At 55.0% G+C, this 15,156-nt stretch carries 13 protein-coding genes; 8 read left to right on the forward strand and 5 right to left on the reverse strand.

Going from position 1 to position 15,156, the window contains the following annotated elements; all coding sequences use genetic code 11:
• Nucleotides 1-137: 137 nt before the first annotated feature.
• From LEP6406_RS0208055 to LEP6406_RS0208065, 3 genes are all read right to left on the reverse strand, one after another.
• The gene (locus LEP6406_RS0208055) at nt 138-2,411 is read right to left on the reverse strand and encodes a BamA/TamA family outer membrane protein (RefSeq protein WP_027268959.1); all 2,274 of its coding nucleotides are present in this window, start codon (nt 2,409-2,411) and stop codon (nt 138-140) included.
• Nucleotides 2,412-2,532: 121 nt separating this feature from the next.
• The gene (gene purC, locus LEP6406_RS0208060) at nt 2,533-3,267 is read right to left on the reverse strand and encodes a phosphoribosylaminoimidazolesuccinocarboxamide synthase (RefSeq protein WP_008312345.1); all 735 of its coding nucleotides are present in this window, start codon (nt 3,265-3,267) and stop codon (nt 2,533-2,535) included.
• Between the two features lie 152 nt (nt 3,268-3,419).
• Nucleotides 3,420-5,990 carry a GAF domain-containing protein gene (locus LEP6406_RS0208065; RefSeq protein ID WP_008312347.1) on the reverse strand — a complete coding sequence of 857 codons (2,571 nt, stop codon included), beginning with the start codon at nt 5,988-5,990 and terminating at the stop codon, nt 3,420-3,422.
• Between the two features lie 206 nt (nt 5,991-6,196).
• Here LEP6406_RS0208065 and LEP6406_RS0208070 point away from each other — a divergent pair, with 206 nt between their 5' ends.
• From LEP6406_RS0208070 to LEP6406_RS0208085, 4 genes are all read left to right on the forward strand, one after another.
• Nucleotides 6,197-6,676, forward strand: coding sequence for a YbjN domain-containing protein (locus tag LEP6406_RS0208070; protein WP_008312349.1), 480 nt, complete (start codon nt 6,197-6,199; stop codon nt 6,674-6,676).
• Complete coding sequence (locus tag LEP6406_RS27065; RefSeq protein ID WP_225886455.1) at nt 6,633-7,478, forward strand: lipoyl protein ligase domain-containing protein; 846 nt, start codon at nt 6,633-6,635, stop codon at nt 7,476-7,478. The genes LEP6406_RS0208070 and LEP6406_RS27065 overlap by 44 nt, the downstream gene beginning before the upstream one ends.
• A 51-nt stretch (nt 7,479-7,529) precedes the next feature.
• Nucleotides 7,530-8,114: a DUF3038 domain-containing protein gene (locus LEP6406_RS0208080; protein WP_008312353.1), complete on the forward strand. Its 585-nt coding sequence runs from the start codon at nt 7,530-7,532 to the stop codon at nt 8,112-8,114.
• A 66-nt stretch (nt 8,115-8,180) separates the two neighbouring features.
• On the forward strand, nt 8,181-9,461 hold the full coding sequence (locus LEP6406_RS0208085) for a DUF4335 domain-containing protein (protein WP_008312355.1): 1,281 nt from the start codon (nt 8,181-8,183) through the stop codon (nt 9,459-9,461).
• A gap of 3 nt (nt 9,462-9,464) precedes the next feature.
• On the opposite strand, the gene LEP6406_RS0208090 is transcribed toward LEP6406_RS0208085, so the two are convergent.
• Nucleotides 9,465-10,298, reverse strand: coding sequence for a Cof-type HAD-IIB family hydrolase (locus tag LEP6406_RS0208090; RefSeq protein ID WP_008312357.1), 834 nt, complete (start codon nt 10,296-10,298; stop codon nt 9,465-9,467).
• Between the two features lie 297 nt (nt 10,299-10,595).
• On the opposite strand from LEP6406_RS0208090, the gene LEP6406_RS0208095 reads away from it, so the two are divergent.
• From LEP6406_RS0208095 to LEP6406_RS0208110, 4 genes are all read left to right on the forward strand, one after another.
• Nucleotides 10,596-11,495, forward strand: coding sequence for a diguanylate cyclase (locus LEP6406_RS0208095; protein ID WP_225886457.1), 900 nt, complete (start codon nt 10,596-10,598; stop codon nt 11,493-11,495).
• A 105-nt stretch (nt 11,496-11,600) separates the two neighbouring features.
• Nucleotides 11,601-12,200 carry a slr1658 family protein gene (locus LEP6406_RS0208100; RefSeq protein ID WP_008312361.1) on the forward strand — a complete coding sequence of 200 codons (600 nt, stop codon included), beginning with the start codon at nt 11,601-11,603 and terminating at the stop codon, nt 12,198-12,200.
• Between the two features lie 78 nt (nt 12,201-12,278).
• Nucleotides 12,279-12,626: a slr1659 superfamily regulator gene (locus LEP6406_RS0208105; RefSeq protein WP_008312363.1), complete on the forward strand. Its 348-nt coding sequence runs from the start codon at nt 12,279-12,281 to the stop codon at nt 12,624-12,626.
• A gap of 529 nt (nt 12,627-13,155) precedes the next feature.
• Entirely contained in the window at nt 13,156-13,872 is a 717-nt protein-coding gene (locus LEP6406_RS0208110; protein ID WP_263971151.1) for an HNH endonuclease, read from the forward strand.
• Nucleotides 13,873-14,109: 237 nt separating this feature from the next.
• On the opposite strand, the gene LEP6406_RS0208115 is transcribed toward LEP6406_RS0208110, so the two are convergent.
• The gene (locus tag LEP6406_RS0208115) at nt 14,110-15,153 is read right to left on the reverse strand and encodes an agmatinase family protein (protein WP_008312368.1); all 1,044 of its coding nucleotides are present in this window, start codon (nt 15,151-15,153) and stop codon (nt 14,110-14,112) included.
• Nucleotides 15,154-15,156 lie beyond the last annotated feature (3 nt).

The raw sequence follows: 15,156 nt of genomic DNA on the forward strand, positions 1-15,156 counted from the left end.
ACTTGTCCAGCATGTCCAGCATTTTCATCAATGATCTAGGGGATGTGAGATCTAGGGGATGTGAGATCTATGAGGATGTCACCCCTAGGGCAGCAGGCTTAATCGACCCACGGGATGATTTGTGAGATGCAATACGCTTAGAATCGCTCACCAATACCAAAGTGTAGCCGCCCACTCCCCTGATCGCTAAGACCGTAGTCTAGGCGAATGGGACCCAGGGGAGTCTGTATCCGCAGACCCGCCCCATAGCCAAACCCGCTCCCTGGCTTGCCCCGCACGCTTCCTGGATTCCCCGGCACCGCACTGCCGCTACCCAAATCGCTGCCCACATCGACAAACAAAGCTCCCCCGAGGAAAGAGAACAGGGGAAAACGATATTCTGCCGTGGCCTGGAGATAGGAGCGACCCGATCCCACCGCCCCTTCTTCGTAGCCCCGAATCGAGTTGGTGCCCCCCAGGGGAAAGGCTTCGTAGGGGGGCAAGTCCCCGAGAACCGTCCCACCTTGGATATTGAAGGCAAGGGCTTGTGGCCCTTCCCCAAAACGAAGGAAGCTGACGGGAACATAGTAGCTGTAGCTGCCCCGGAGGCGATTAAAGAAGATGCTGCCGGATCCCACGGGGACGGACTGCTCAGAGCCAAACCGGAGGACGCTGCCCTGGGTCGGGATCAGGGGATCGTCGCGCAAATCTCGAACCATCCCGATCTGCAAAGTCAAGAGATCATCGACCCCCGTGCCGCTGGCAGAGAGGGGATTGCCCTGGACATCTACGGCATTGGTGTTGCCATTGGCGTCCGTTACCCGCACCCGTTGATAGGACGCGCCAACAGATCCTTCCCAGCCCCCCGCTAAGGGACGGCGGAAATTGGCCCCTAACCCGAACCGCGTGAGTCGCACCCGATCGCCATTGGCCAAATTCACCGTGATCGGACCATTGTCAAATGATAGGGGAATGGAACGGCGGGCAAACCCATTCAAGGTATAGGAGGTCCGGTTAGGATCGCCCCCAATCCAGGGGTCAGTAAAGCTGATGTCAAAGAGAATGTCACGAGTGCTGAGTTGGGTTTCAGCGGAGAACCGTTGGTTGTTGCCGCCAAAGTTGTCTTGGCGATAGCTGAGGGTGCCAAAAATATCCCCGGTGAAGTTAAAGCCCAGGCCCGCGCCTACGGAGCCGGTATTGCGCTCTACGACATTGACAATCAGATTGACCTTGCGGGGATCTGTCGTCCCTGGGTTCAGGGTGATGCCCACATCGTCAAATAGTCCTAGGCCAAAGACCCGCTGGAGGTCAGATTGGATGCTGGACTGTTGGAAAACATCTCCTGGCTGGGTCCGAAACTCGCGGGTAATGATGAACTCCCGCGTCCGCCCCCGGACGGGATTGCCCTCCTCATCCTCAAATGCCCCCTCATCATTGAGGTAGCGGACCTGGATATCCTCGATCACCCCTTCGGCCACAATCAGTGTGACGACGCCATTGGGGGAAATTTGGGGAGAGGCTACAACCTGGGCCAAGACATAGCCATTCTCTTGGTACCACTCGTTGAGATCAACGATGCTGTCTTGAAAGGCGATGAGGTCCAGAATTTCGCCGTACTGAGGCGCGAAGATTTCCTGAATCACCTCGGCAGGAAGCACTTCGCTACCCGTGACATCCACACGGGTTAGCACGGGGTTGGGCTGCACCACAAAGGTAATCCGCACCCCTAGGGGCGTATCCTCGGGTCTCGCCTGGACATTGGCAAAAACCCCGGTGGCAAAAATATTGTTAATGTCCTGCTGTAACTGCGATCGCGTCGTAGTGCGACCGGGCACGGTAGTAATGGCATCATAGACCCGGTTCGTGAGCTCCGGACTGATCTCTTGACCATCAGGGGCGGTCACTGCCACCTCCGCCACCAACACCCGAGTTTCCTCTTCCGCCGCTGATGGTGTTGTTCCCTGAGGGGGAATCGGCTCTGTAACTTCAGGCGGGGGAGCCCCGGTATCATCAGGGGCTGGAGCATCCTGAGCGAGGACATTAGCGGGGGAGATCGAGGCCGCTGAGGGGACAGTAGCCTCTAGGGCGATTTCCGTTGCCGGACTAGACTCCCGATCTAATTCAGGCGTGGCACTCAGAAACCCATCGGTTTCCAGGGCGGGGACGGCGGTTTGGGTCGCAGTCTCTTCTGGTAACGTTTCCAGGGCGGGGAGAGGTGTTGGGAAGGGGACAGTCAGGGTAGTAGAGGTCGGCCCCGGTGCAAAGGATGCATCAGGCTTCGGTTCCGTCGGGGTAGATGCTGCAATATTCCCCACCCGCATCGTCGCCGCAGTGGCATCAGTGGTAGCCAAGGACTCGCTCCGAGCTTGGCCCGCCAGTCCTAAAGTGGCTGAGACCGTCAACAGGGCAATAAGGGTAGAGGACTGACGCATACAAAATACCTGCATAGGGGCTAAACCGATGGGTTCCCGAGTGGTCCCGGCGGGGGCAACCTGGGGTTTACAAAACTCAGCGTTTCTCGGTAAACGGACAAATTTTACCGCATCCCCTGGGTCAGATTGGGGAAACCTGGCCCAGAATGCGCTGGAGCACTTCGGCATAGGCATCGGCCACCTGGCCTAAATCCTGCCGAAACCGATCCTTATCTAGGATGCGGGCCTGGGGATCAGTTTGGCTTTGATCCCATAGACGGCAAGTATCTGGACTAATCTCATCCGCCAGTAACAGGCGTTGCTGGGAATCCAGCCCAAACTCCAGCTTGAAATCCACCAGCGTAATCTGGCACCGTTGAAAAAACGCCGTGAGGCTCACATTCACAGCTTGGGCCACCTGGGTAATAGCGGCGATCTGTTCGTCACTGGCCAAGGCCAAAGCTCGAATGCGATCGCGGGTTAGAAGGGGATCCCCCAGCTCATCCTTTTTGTAATAGAACTCCACCAGAGGTGGATCGAGGGGTGTCCCCAGGGGTAACCCAGTCTGTTGACAGAGACTACCCGCCGCAAAGTTCCTGACCACCACTTCCAGGGGAATGATCGTCACCGCCCGCACTCGCATTTCGCGATCGCCAGGGGTGTCTAACCAGTGGGTCGGCACCCCGTCCGCCTCCAGAACCTGGAATAGATGGGTGGCAATGGTGCAATTGAAGCGCCCCTTGTCTAGGATTTGGCCTTTTTTCTGAGCGTTAAAGGCGGTGGCGTCATCTTTGAAATAGCTCAGCAACACCTCCGGATCCTCCGTGGTGTAGAGGATCTTTGCCTTGCCTTCGTATACCTTTTGTCCCTCGGTCATGGGCTTGGACTCCCCCACGGGGCGCGAACAATCCTCCCATCTTACCGATCAAAGACCATCTCGCCCCGAATGGGGAGACAGTATATTGACTGTCTGGTCCCGGACCTTAGATTCTGCCTGCCTATTGCCGCCACTCAATTACTTACGCTGAATTACTTAGTAGTCATGGTGTGGACCCCATCCCAATTGGCGGGGGGCGGATTGACCAAATAGGCATTAGTCCGCTTGATGTGGATATCCAGAGCCCGATCGCCGGGGCGCAACTCCTCCGCCTGATGGAAAATGCGTAGAGCCTCTTCAAAATTCATCGCCGTATAGGCCGCTCGACCCACCTGGTAGAGACCGAGAAAATCCTGAGTCTTACCATCCAGGGGCACATCGCGATAGCCAATCAGCTCATAAATGCCCACAGGGCGGTTCTTGCCCTTCACCCGCGTCTTATCCAGCTCCCGCGCCCAGATCTGATCCTGGCATAGGGCATAGGTGAACTCGCTAATCACAATGTCACAGCCGTATTGCTTGGTGACCCCCTCCAATCGAGAACTGAGATTCACCCCATCCCCAATCACGGTGTACTCCATCTTACGTTGGGAGCCAATATTGCCAGAGACCACCTCTCCAGAGCTAATGCCGATACCAATGCGAATCATGGGCTGATTATTAGCGGCCCGCTCAGCATTGAAATGCACCAGACGTTCTCGCATATCCAGAGCCGACTGCACCCCGGCCCAGGCATGGTTTTTGAGGGGTAGAGGAGCTCCATATACTGCCATAATGGCGTCCCCGATGAACTTATCCAGAGTGCCTTCAAAGTTGAAGACCGCCTCCACCATGGTTTCAAAGTAGGTATTGAGCATTTCCACCACTTTGTCCGCCTCTAGGTTCTCGGTTAGGGTGGTGTAGCCGCGAATATCGGAGAAGAGGACGGTGACATCCCGCCGTTCGCCCCGCATTAGCACATCGTCTCCCAGGGCCATCACTCGCTCCGCTACACCGGGCGTCATGTAGCGATAGAGGGTGGTTTTCATCCGCTTTTCCTGGCTGATGTCCTCTAGAACCAGTAGCCCCCCCCGCACGCTTCCCTCGGGGTTAGTCAGGGGATTCACCGTGAGATTGAGGCTACGTTCTAAAAGTTGAACCTGATCCTTTGGGATAGCAGCAGTTTCTGTCTTTTCGCCCCAAAGCCAGAAGGTCTCAGGGTCTTGAGGATGGGCTAGGGCGGGCTGGTAGGCTAGGACTTCAGCGCCGTTCGGAGCGACGGCAATTCCATCTTGCTGGCACAGTCCTAGGGTGAGGGACTGCTCCGGGACGTAATGCTTGGCTCCGGTTTCGAGGCTATCTTCTAGACGGAACTGGAGCTTTTCAATGGGAATCACGTCCCACACAAAGCGGTGGACTAGACGTTGTTCCCAGGCGTCTTGGAGGGTGCGATCGCCCTCCCCGCCCTCGGGGCACCCCAAGAGCTCTAAAGCGGCGTCATTGATGGTGACAATACGCCCCTCCATATCCGTGGAAATCACCGCATCGGAGAGGCTTTGCAGCATATCCTTTTGGTACTGCTTCTCCACCAGCACGTTTTCAAACAGCTTGGCATTCTCTAGGGCAATACCCGACTGAATGTTGAAGGCTCGCATAAACTCTTCATCGGAGCTGTTGAAGATACCCTGCTTTTTATTGATGAGCTGGGTAACCGCAATCAACTTACCGGCGGAGTCAAACACCGGCATACAAAGGATGGTGCGGGTTTCGTACCCCGTGCGCTTGTCGGAGGCGGGATCAAAGCGGGGATCTTTATAGGCGTCGGGGATATTCAGGGTTTTCCCCGTCGAGGCCACATAGCCGACAATACCGCGATCAGCGGGAATGCGCAGATCGATAAAGGTCTTACCATCGGCGGTCTTGACCTTGGACCACAGCTCATTGCTATCTTCGTCGATCAGCCACAGGGTGCTGCGATCGGCATTCATCAGGTTCCGCGCTTCGGTCATGACGGACTGGAGCGTTTTTTCCAGGTCCAGACTCTGCTCTAGGGAAGAAATAGCTTTCAGTAGAGCTGAAACCCCCTTCTGGTTGCGGGCGGCAATGTAGAAGGAGTTGCAGCTCTCTAAAATAATGCCGATGGAGGAAGCAAATTCCCGGAAACTGCGCTCGTCTTGGGCATCAAAGGGAATCACTTGGTCATCATCCAGTCGCTTATTGAGCAACTGCACCACCGCCACAACCCCATCCTTGTTTTTGTTTAGCACCGGCATACAGAGGATGCTAGTGGTGCGATAGCCCGTCTGGAGGTCTGTCTTTTTATTGAATAGATCACTGGCGTAGGCATCGGGAATGTTTAGACATTCACCCGTGTCGGCCACATGTCCGGCAATGCCCTTGCCCACCGGCACCCGAATTTCCAGACGCCCTTCTCCGTCGCCTTGGGCAATTTTGGACCAGAGTTCCCGTTTGTCCCAGTCCACCATAAAAATGGTGGTGCGATCAGCGCAGAGAATCTGACCAATCTTCAGGGTGAACGCCTCTAGGATCTGCTCCAGCATGGTCTCCAGGGCTTCGTTGTTGATCATGTCGATCGCCCGGAGGAAATGCTCAAATTCCCGTGTAATCTGATCCAGGAGATTAATGAATTGGGGAGCAGGTAGATCCTTGACGCGGTGGGACAAGCTACCCTGCTGATTCACCTGGGATAGGGTCGCCAACATGCTGGAGTTAGACGGTGCCATAGGAATCGCGACTAAAGGGGGAACTAGAGCGATTGAAACGATTGGAGCCTAAAACTGCTACTACTCTAACCCCTAACTGATTAGAGGAACGGCTTACCGGGAACTGGGAAAAGCGATTGTCAAAAAAAAAGGGGGAGGGTCATGCCACCTCCGGCAGCAGAGGTTAGAGTTTGGGATAGTGAGCACGAAGGATGGAACCTACAACTATGACAAGCGCCCAACCCGCCCTGGAAACCCTACCGATGTTTGGCATGAATGAGGCCAGCGAGTCCCAAGTAGAGAATCATATCGAAATCATCGAGACGGTCATCTCCAGCCTGGATCAGGACCAAAGTGCCATGGTTAGCCACCAAGAGGGGGGCTACCTCTGGAAATTCACCTATGGCAGTGTGGAGGTGTATGTCCAGCTCACGGGAACCAATGATGAAGATGTGCTAACGGTGTGGTCGCCAGTGCTGAGTCTGCCTGCCAAGGATGAGACCAAACTCATGCGCCACATCCTAGAAATGAACTGCGGCGAAACCTTTGAAGCCTGCTTCGGTATTTTGGGGGATCAGGTGGTGGTTTTGGCCAGCCGTCCCCTGGCGGATATGACGGCGGGGGAAACTTCGCGCATTATGACCATTGTGGCCACGATCGCGGATGACAATGACGAAGCTCTCCAGGCTGAGTACGGCGCTGCCTAGCGGTGCTGAAGTCTGGCGATTGTTGCCTCCCCTCGCTCTGGGTGGGGAGGCTCAGATGGCCCTAGATAGGGAGTTGCTCAATCAACAAGTGGCCCATTCTGGGGCACCAACGCTGCGATTTTATACCTGGGTGCCGCTGGCGATTTCCCTGGGCTATCACCAGCGGCACTGGCCGCCTCACTGGGATAGCTTGCAGTGGCAGGGACAGTCTGTAGCATTAGTCCGTCGTCCCTCGGGGGGACGGGCAGTTCTGCACCAGGGGGATTTGACTTATGCGATCGCACTTCCCCTGGGCAGGCAACGGCGACAGGACAGTTATCGTCTTCTGTGTGATGGTCTCATTGCAGGATGGCGAACGTTGGGGGTGAGGCTGGACTATGGCACCGCTGGCCGGGGCTATATCCATCGGCCCGACTGTTTTGGGACTGCTACGGGGGCTGACTTGGTGACACCAGAGGGCTACAAGTTGATCGGCAGTGCCCAACTGCGGCGGGGCCATGCCCTGCTGCAACACGGGTCTATGCGTCTATGGCCCGACCCGGACCTGACTGGCCAGGTCTTTGGCCAAGGGCTGCCCCCGTGGTCTGCACCAGATTGGCTGCAAGCGGCGGTGGCTCCAGAACAACGACAGGCAGTGTTGGGCCAGATTGCGGCAACCCTCAGTGCCGCGATCGCCTCTGCTTTGCAGGTCACATTCCAACCTTCCCCCCTGACCAGTAGAGAAGAGAAAGTTCTGGCAAGGGTTGGGACACTACTCCAGTCGTGCCCCAGCAACCCAGCAATGGAGTTTCTAGATCTGTAACCGCAAAGGTGCCATCGCGGCTACCCTGTAACGTAGAGTTGTGGCCCGATAGTGGAGCCGTTTATCCCTTCCCAACCGAACCTTTCATCCCAGAGCCCCGCCCTCACAGCTCAGCAACTCGGTAGTATCAAGGCCCATTTGGACTTGGTCCTGTTAGCCCTAGAGGCTCTGGCGGGGCTGGGGTCCGAAGCAGTGCTAGAGGCTGCCAAAGCCCTAGCCCTGGGAGACCTCATGGGCGATCGCGTCAGCCTGTGGCGGCTGCGGCAGGCCAGTCCCCTGCGCCAGGGCCAGGGCCGCAAAAAACTGGATGTAGACGAAGCCCGTGCCTTGGTCCTCGTCAGTGTTCACTTGGCCCAGCAGCAAAAAGTGCTGATCCGTCAGGCCGTAGAACGGCTGGAAGCGGTCACTGCCCAGCAACAACCGCCCTACCGGGTGGCTCTCCTGGGGGACTACCTAGACCGCTTTAGTAACCTGTACCAAGACCGTATGGCTGCCGATCCGGATTCGGCCATGGATACCCTCACTGACTTAGCGCTCAAACTTCTTGTAGACCTATTGTTCTATAGCCAACCTGGTGGCGACCGCCGTCTCTGGGGAGCCCTCCTCGATCGGGCGCGTACCACCCCGTTGTCCTAAGCCCCACGCACTAAGCCCCACGCACTAAGCCCCACGCACTAAGCCCCACGCCCTCAGCCCAGTGCCATGACCTCAACGGCAGAGATCACATCCCTACGCTACGAAACCGCCACTGCCACCCTAGAGGTGACGGGACGACAAGCAGCCGTGTCCCGTTGGTCCGATCGCCCTGTAGTTCAGCCCCATCGCTTTCGGCTTCAGCTTCTCCCCAGTGCTGAGTTGGTGCCGCAGGGGGTGGAAATTCGTGGCGATCGCGCCCAGTTCCTTGCCCTTTGCACTGCGCTGGAGACCTATATCCAGGATCATCTGAGGGATCCCTTAAGGGGTGAGGAATCGCCCCCCGTTGCCCCTGGGGCGATCCGCACCCCCTCCCTCAGCCCCCAGGGATTGACCCGCCATCGTCTCCACCTCGGTTCTCTCCAGACCACGGATGGGGAATCTGTCCTGTTTCTTAGTAGTCTGCAACTGGCGGATCTGGCATCCCTCTCGGGTCAACTGGATCAACAGGTTCGGTTGCTACCTGTGACCCTGACGGCCAAAGCTCGATGGTCTCGAACCGGCCTTGGGCTAGCGCACCCTTGGCAACGGTGGGGATCCCTCGCTGCCGGATTAATCGCAGTAGTGGGGGTGGCTTCTCTGTGGCCGTCTCTGCAACAGTCTCCCAACCTTGCGCCCACTGCTAGCCAAGAGTCCCTCAGTACGACCGTGGATCCCGTAGACACCCTGCCTGAAGTTGCCCTAGGCACGGATTCAGAAGCAGACGCAACAGGGGAAAATCAGGGTGATCGGGTCGGGGCTGCGCCAGCGGCGGAGGCTAGCCCTGATACGGCAAGAGCAGGTGCTCCCCAATCCCCTGCCAGTGGTGACACCACGCCACCGCGTCCCCGTTCCCCGGTTCCTCGCCCAGCACCTGTCGCTCCGGATGCTTCGTCGCCTGTCCCGCCGCCCGCCGCTGAATCTCCATCTGCATCTCCAGGCGACTCAGCAGACTCAGCGCCCGAAGCTACAACTTTTGCGGCCCCAAGTCCCAGCCAGCGGATTGATCCAGGGGCTGACTCCTCTCCCCAAGCCCTCACGGCATCCCCCCTCGATACCTTGGCCCAGACCATTGCTAGCAATTGGTCTCCCCCTACTGACCTCAAGGGAAATCTGGGGTATCGCCTTGCGATCGCAGCCGACGGCACCGTGGCGGAAATTACCCCGGTAGATGATCGATCAGCGGACTACCAAGATCAGATCCCGCTCCCCGAGGTCGGTACCCCAGTTCTCCCCAGGGGTAGGGCAACGACCCTGGGGGTCACCCTCTACCCCGACGGGAGTGTCACCGTGACCCCGGAAACGGAATAGGAATTAGGAGAGCAGAAATTTTTCAATGGCAGCAGCGGCCCCATCCACCTCCACGCTGGGGGCAACCCAATCGGCAACCGCCTGTACCGCTGCCGGGGCATCCCCCATGGCCACTGCTGTACCTGCATAGTGCAGCATTTCCACGTCATTAAAATTGTCCCCCACCGTCATCACCTGATCGGGGGAGAGGCCCATCAGATCCTCCGCCAAAAATTTCACGGCGGCTCCCTTGTGGGCCAAGGGATGGGTGGCTTCAAAGAAGGTTGCTACCGATTGGGTCAGGTACAGCTCCTCCGGGGGATATTGGCGGCGCAGTTGGGCTCGCATCGCCACCGTTTTCTCTGGATCAGGGCTGAGGGCCAGAAGTTTGGTGGTGTCTCGCGTTGGTCCCTGGGTGAGAAAGGCCAGCAAGTCTCCTACGGCCTGGGGCGTCACCTCCGATCGGGCGGCGTAGCCCTGGGTTTCCGGTAAGATTGCCCGCACATGGAGCTGGTCGTCAATGTAGAGGTGAATGGACAGATCCTGACGGATTTCTGAATCTTTGAGGGCCTGTAATAGGGCCAGGGCTAAGGCTCTGGGCAGGGGGGTATGGCGGTGGAGGGTCTGGGTGGTGGGATCCTTAATCAATGCCCCCTGGTAGGAAATCAGGGGCAGGGTCGAGCCCACGGCTTGGTGGAAGCGTAGGGCTGATCGATACATCCGTCCTGTCGCGATCGCAACCGCAACCCCCTGCTTCTGGGCTGCCGCGATCGCGGTCAACACCGTCGGCGTCACCTGGTTCGCCTCTCCAGAAATGGTGCCGTCGATATCTAGCACCAGCAGTCGAATCTTACCCATTGCGTCTCCCTGGAAACCCCATTACACCACCACCCATGCAGGCTCCATGGCTAAAACCGCCCGTACCTGTAACAAATTAGCGCCTATAGCCGTCAACACCCACAACAAAATCCTAGGGAAAGCCCCCCAAGGAGGAGATTAGGGCTGTTTTCATCCCTAGGAGTTTCGCTATGATAATCACGACTGGTAGGACGGGAAGGACATCAGCACAGGAGACCAAGGGTCTTTCAAGGTTACGGCAGCGGCTCAGGTCTCAGCTTCCAGGGGGATTTCGTCTTCTTTCTCCAGGGGCATCGGTTGCAACAGACTGAATGTATTCAAGTTGGCTTAAAGTTGGCAATGACCATGGCCTATGAGCCCTCCCTCCAGGAGTGGACAGCGGTATTGCAGATTGAATTGGAGCGATTGCGCCAAGAGAATATAGCGCTTCGTCACCAGGTTCATGATTTGGAACTGGCCCTACTGACTACCGCCGAACACGGTGACATCATTGAGGGGCAGCTTTACGAAACCAATACCAAACTCAAGACGGAGATTGTGGAGCGAGTCAAGGCCCAAGCTACTTTACAGGCCCTCCTACAAATCATTACCCACCAAAAGCAAGATCTAGAAATCATTGTGCAAACCATCATGGAGCACGGTGATATTTTGGACAATCAGTGGCATGAAAAATTCAACCTAGCCCTTCGTTTAGCAGATCTGGATGGACTGACTCAAATTCCCAATCGACGGCGGTTTGATCAGTGCTATGCGCAAGCTTGGCAAGAGGGGATAGAAAACCGGACTTCCCTAGCCCTAATTTTGTGTGACATTGACGATTTCAAAGGCTATAACGATACCTATGGTCATCTGGCTGGGGATGACTGTCTGCGCCAGATTGCTAAGGTTCTAAGCCATTGCGTCCAACGGTCTACGGATCTGGTGGCCCGCTATGGCGGTGAAGAATTTGTCATCCTATTGCCCCATACGGGTCTAAAGGGGGCCTTGTGCGTGGCGCGACGGATGCAAAGTGCGATCGCGGATCTCAATCTATCCCACGACGCCTCCATCGTAGCCCCCCATGTTACCTTAAGCATCGGTGCCGCCAGTATCACTCCCAGTCCCTCCAACCCTACCCATGAACTGCTAGCCGTGGCCGACCAGTATCTATACCTAGCAAAGAAACGGGGTAAAAATCAGATTGCCTATGCAGCATAAAGGCAGCGGTATAGTGACCAAAATTCGCCACAAAATAAGGAATTCCTTCTTTCCATCCTAGAACCCTGTCTCCAAAGAAACTTTGTTATAGATAGAAACTTCTAAATGAAAATGATCCAGTCTACTGAGATTGAAACCTATGGCGAGTTTGTAGCTCCCACTACGGATAGTGCGGAATATCTCACCATCCAGTTTTCACCCAACTTTAGCCCCCGCCAACGGCGCTGGCGTAATTATGGCCTTTCCGCTGATTTCCTGGGGGATTATTTCGCCAACTTTTTCCCTGGAACAGAACTCACCGATAGCTCGATTAACCAGCGCGACACGGTCAAGGCCGCGATCAGCTACATCGCCAATGAGTTATTGGAAAATGCCATTAAGTATGCCGATGCATCTATCCCTGAACCCATCATTGTCACCCTCTATTTAGAGGAGGAAAAAATTGTCTTCAACGTAAAAAATCACGCCAGAACAAATATTGCTGAAAACTACAAAACTTTTATAGAGACGCTATTAGCGGCGGAGGATATCGAGACATTGTACACCGCACATCTGGAGAAGGCTGCTTTGGGAGGTGGAGAATCCCACATGGGTATATTGACTATGATCAGTGACTACGGTGCCCGTTTTGCATGGCGATTCCATCCCAAAGCTGAAGATCCTAATACGGTAATGGTAGAGGTTTTGGTATATCTAGGTATGTGAGCAATTTTGTCAGGGGTGGTGCCCCTGACAAAATGCATGGACAATGGATGGATATTAGTAATGGGCAGGATTTAGGCCGTGGAAAAAATTCAAACAGAAGACTTTATAGCCCATCATGATGCTGATGCCCAGACCGTTTTTCTCCAAGGCTTTTTGCGGCTAAACGGGATTGAGGAGTATCAGCCCATCATGAGCCTGTTGCTCGGGGCGATTGATCAGACTACATCCTGCATTGTGGATCTGTCGAAACTGGAGTTTCTGAACAGTTCAGGCATTAGTATGCTATCCATGTTTGTCGTGCGGGTGCGCGATCGCGGCAATGTCAACCTAGTATTCCGGGGCTCCAACAAGGTGCTGTGGCAGACCCGCTCCCTGAAGAATCTCAAGCGCCTCATGCCCGCCCTCACCATTGATCTGTTGGATTAGGAGTCTCTGGAATTACGACTGTGTGGGATTAGAGTCAGTGTTGGAAGGTAGGGCATATTTAACAACCTTCCGTTTAGACAAAACATGGACTAGTATATGCTTTCCAATAGAGGAACAAGAAGATGTATGGATCGTTACAAAATTCCATGCTGTCTACAATGCAGAGCACGCCAGCACCAGTCATTGGGATGAGTGCTACAGAGTTGTGGTATACAGATCGACGTACTTACACCATTACCCGCATTAGCAAATCAGGGAAAACCTTTTGGATGGAGCATTCAGATGCATGTGATGGAAATTTTGAAATCCGTGTGTACTTCTCGAAGCCCAAAGAAAACTGGATTTCACAAGGCGGGCGCACTGTTTTGATAGGTGTCCATGATCCCTACACTGATCCGACGTTCTAGGATGACAAGGTTGAGAGTTCATGAATTTCAGAAAACTCTGGACACGAAATGAACTCATCATTGCAATGAATTTGTATTGCAAGTTGCCATTTGGTCAGCTTGATCATAGAAGACCCATCATCATGGAAGTTGCTGCAAAGCTGGGTAGAACGCCTAGTAGTCTAGCGATGAAGCTTGTTAACTTTGCCTCACTTGATCCAGTACAGCAAGCGCGTGGTATTCGAGGCTTGAGTGGGGCAAGTAAAGCCGATCGAAGGATCTGGGAAGAATTCACGGCAAATTGGGAGCAATTGGGAACGGAAAGTGAAGAGCGCTTCCAAGAATTGGTTGGCTTTGAATTCCATGATCTCAATCAATTGCTTGTCAGGCAAAAGTCTAAAACTTCCAAGCCAACTCCAACAAAACATCCTCCAAATCGAATTATAGAAGCAACAGAATCCCAGATTACAGCCAAAACTAGAATTGGACAGAGTTTCTTTCGGCAAATGGTTTTGTCATCATATGGAAATCGTTGTTGTATCACTGGAAATCCCATCCCAGAACTGTTAATTGCAAGCCATATTATTCCTTGGCATAAACAATCAGAACATCGTCTCAATCCTCAAAATGGGTTATGCCTTGCGCGTACTCATGATGCTGCATTTGATCAAGGGCTAATTACATTTGATGAAAATTATAATTTGCTTTTAAGTCGCTATCTTCAAGAGTTTTTGCCTGAAGAAACATTGGAGCGCAACTTTGTTGAATATGCAGGTAATCAACTACGTTTGCCAGAAAAGTTTCAGCCTGAACCGGACTTCCTTCGTTTTCATCGAGAAGAAGTCTTTCTTGGTGCTTGATTTACCAGTGACAAGTTAGACGGCACTGGAAATAGCAATGAAAATAGTGATTCCCACTTGGCTCGACTTTATCCATTCGGATTTGGGTGCAGCTCCGAAGACAAAGTCCTTTCCCTGCAAGGCTTCTGAATTTTCAGATGTCAGCCATAGGCATTAATCCTGGAAAAAGATCGGGCTACATCCTGTAAAACCCTTGGTGCTTCGTTCAGCGAATGCGGACCTTGGATAAAGTCGAGTTTAGGCCCGTAGCCCCATGAGATTGCAGAGCTTGTAAACGGCACGGGCAGCCACATTGCCATCCCAGTCCCCCGCCCCCACCTCCGACACATCGAAACCGATGAGGGTGCGGCCACTAGCAATCAGCGATCGCACTAAGCAAAAAACCTCCTCCAACTCCAGCCCACCGGGCACCGGCGTCCCCGTCCCAGGACAGAGCTTAGGATCCAGCCCATCTACATCAAAGCTGAGATATACCAGAGCCGGTAGGGGGGCAATAATCTCCTCACAGAGGGCTTGCCAAGGGGTGCCCTGATAGCGCCGCTGCTTCAGCACCGGGTCGTAGTGGGTAACAATGCGCCCCTGGGAAGCGTTAATTTTCGCCACCTCCCCATGGGCAATATCGCGGATGCCCACCTGCACCAATCGCGACACCTGGGGCAACGCCAGCACATTGCTCATGATGGAAGCGTGGGAATAGGGAAACCCCTGGTAGGCATCCCGCAAGTCGGCGTGGGCGTCAATGTGGAGAATGCCGAAGTCCGGGTATTGCTGGGCCAGGGCTTGAATTGCCCCCAGGGGAACGCTGTGGTCACCGCCGATCACCCCCACCCGTTTTCCCAGCCCCAGGGCACGCTGGGTTTCCCCCCGCAACCAGGTATTGACCTGTTCTCCAGCGCGATTGACCTGGGCCAGGGCCGCTTCCAAGTCTGGATTGCCCGCGATCGCAACTCCCTGCTCCATCGCCTGAATCACCCGACTGGCCTCCCGGCGTCCGGCATCACTCCTCTGGCGAATCCAGTCCGGCATCGGTGGCATGTAAATACCCTGCTGCCAACCATCGGGATTATCCAGATCGTAGAGATCGAGCTGGGGCGATGCCTTCAGCACCGCCCCCGGCCCGTCAGCGGTACCCTCGTGGTAAGACACCGTCACCTCCCAGGGCACCCCAAAGATGATGATGCCCGCACTGTCGTAGTCAAAGGGCAACCCATAGAGGTTGCCATTATCAAGGCCGACTCCACTGGGGTCAAAGGTTTGGAGAATCGTTTCACGGGGGGGCATGGG

Source organism: Leptolyngbya sp. PCC 6406, from assembly GCF_000332095.2.
In the GTDB taxonomy this organism is placed as follows: Bacteria; Cyanobacteriota; Cyanobacteriia; order Phormidesmidales; family Phormidesmidaceae; genus PCC-6406.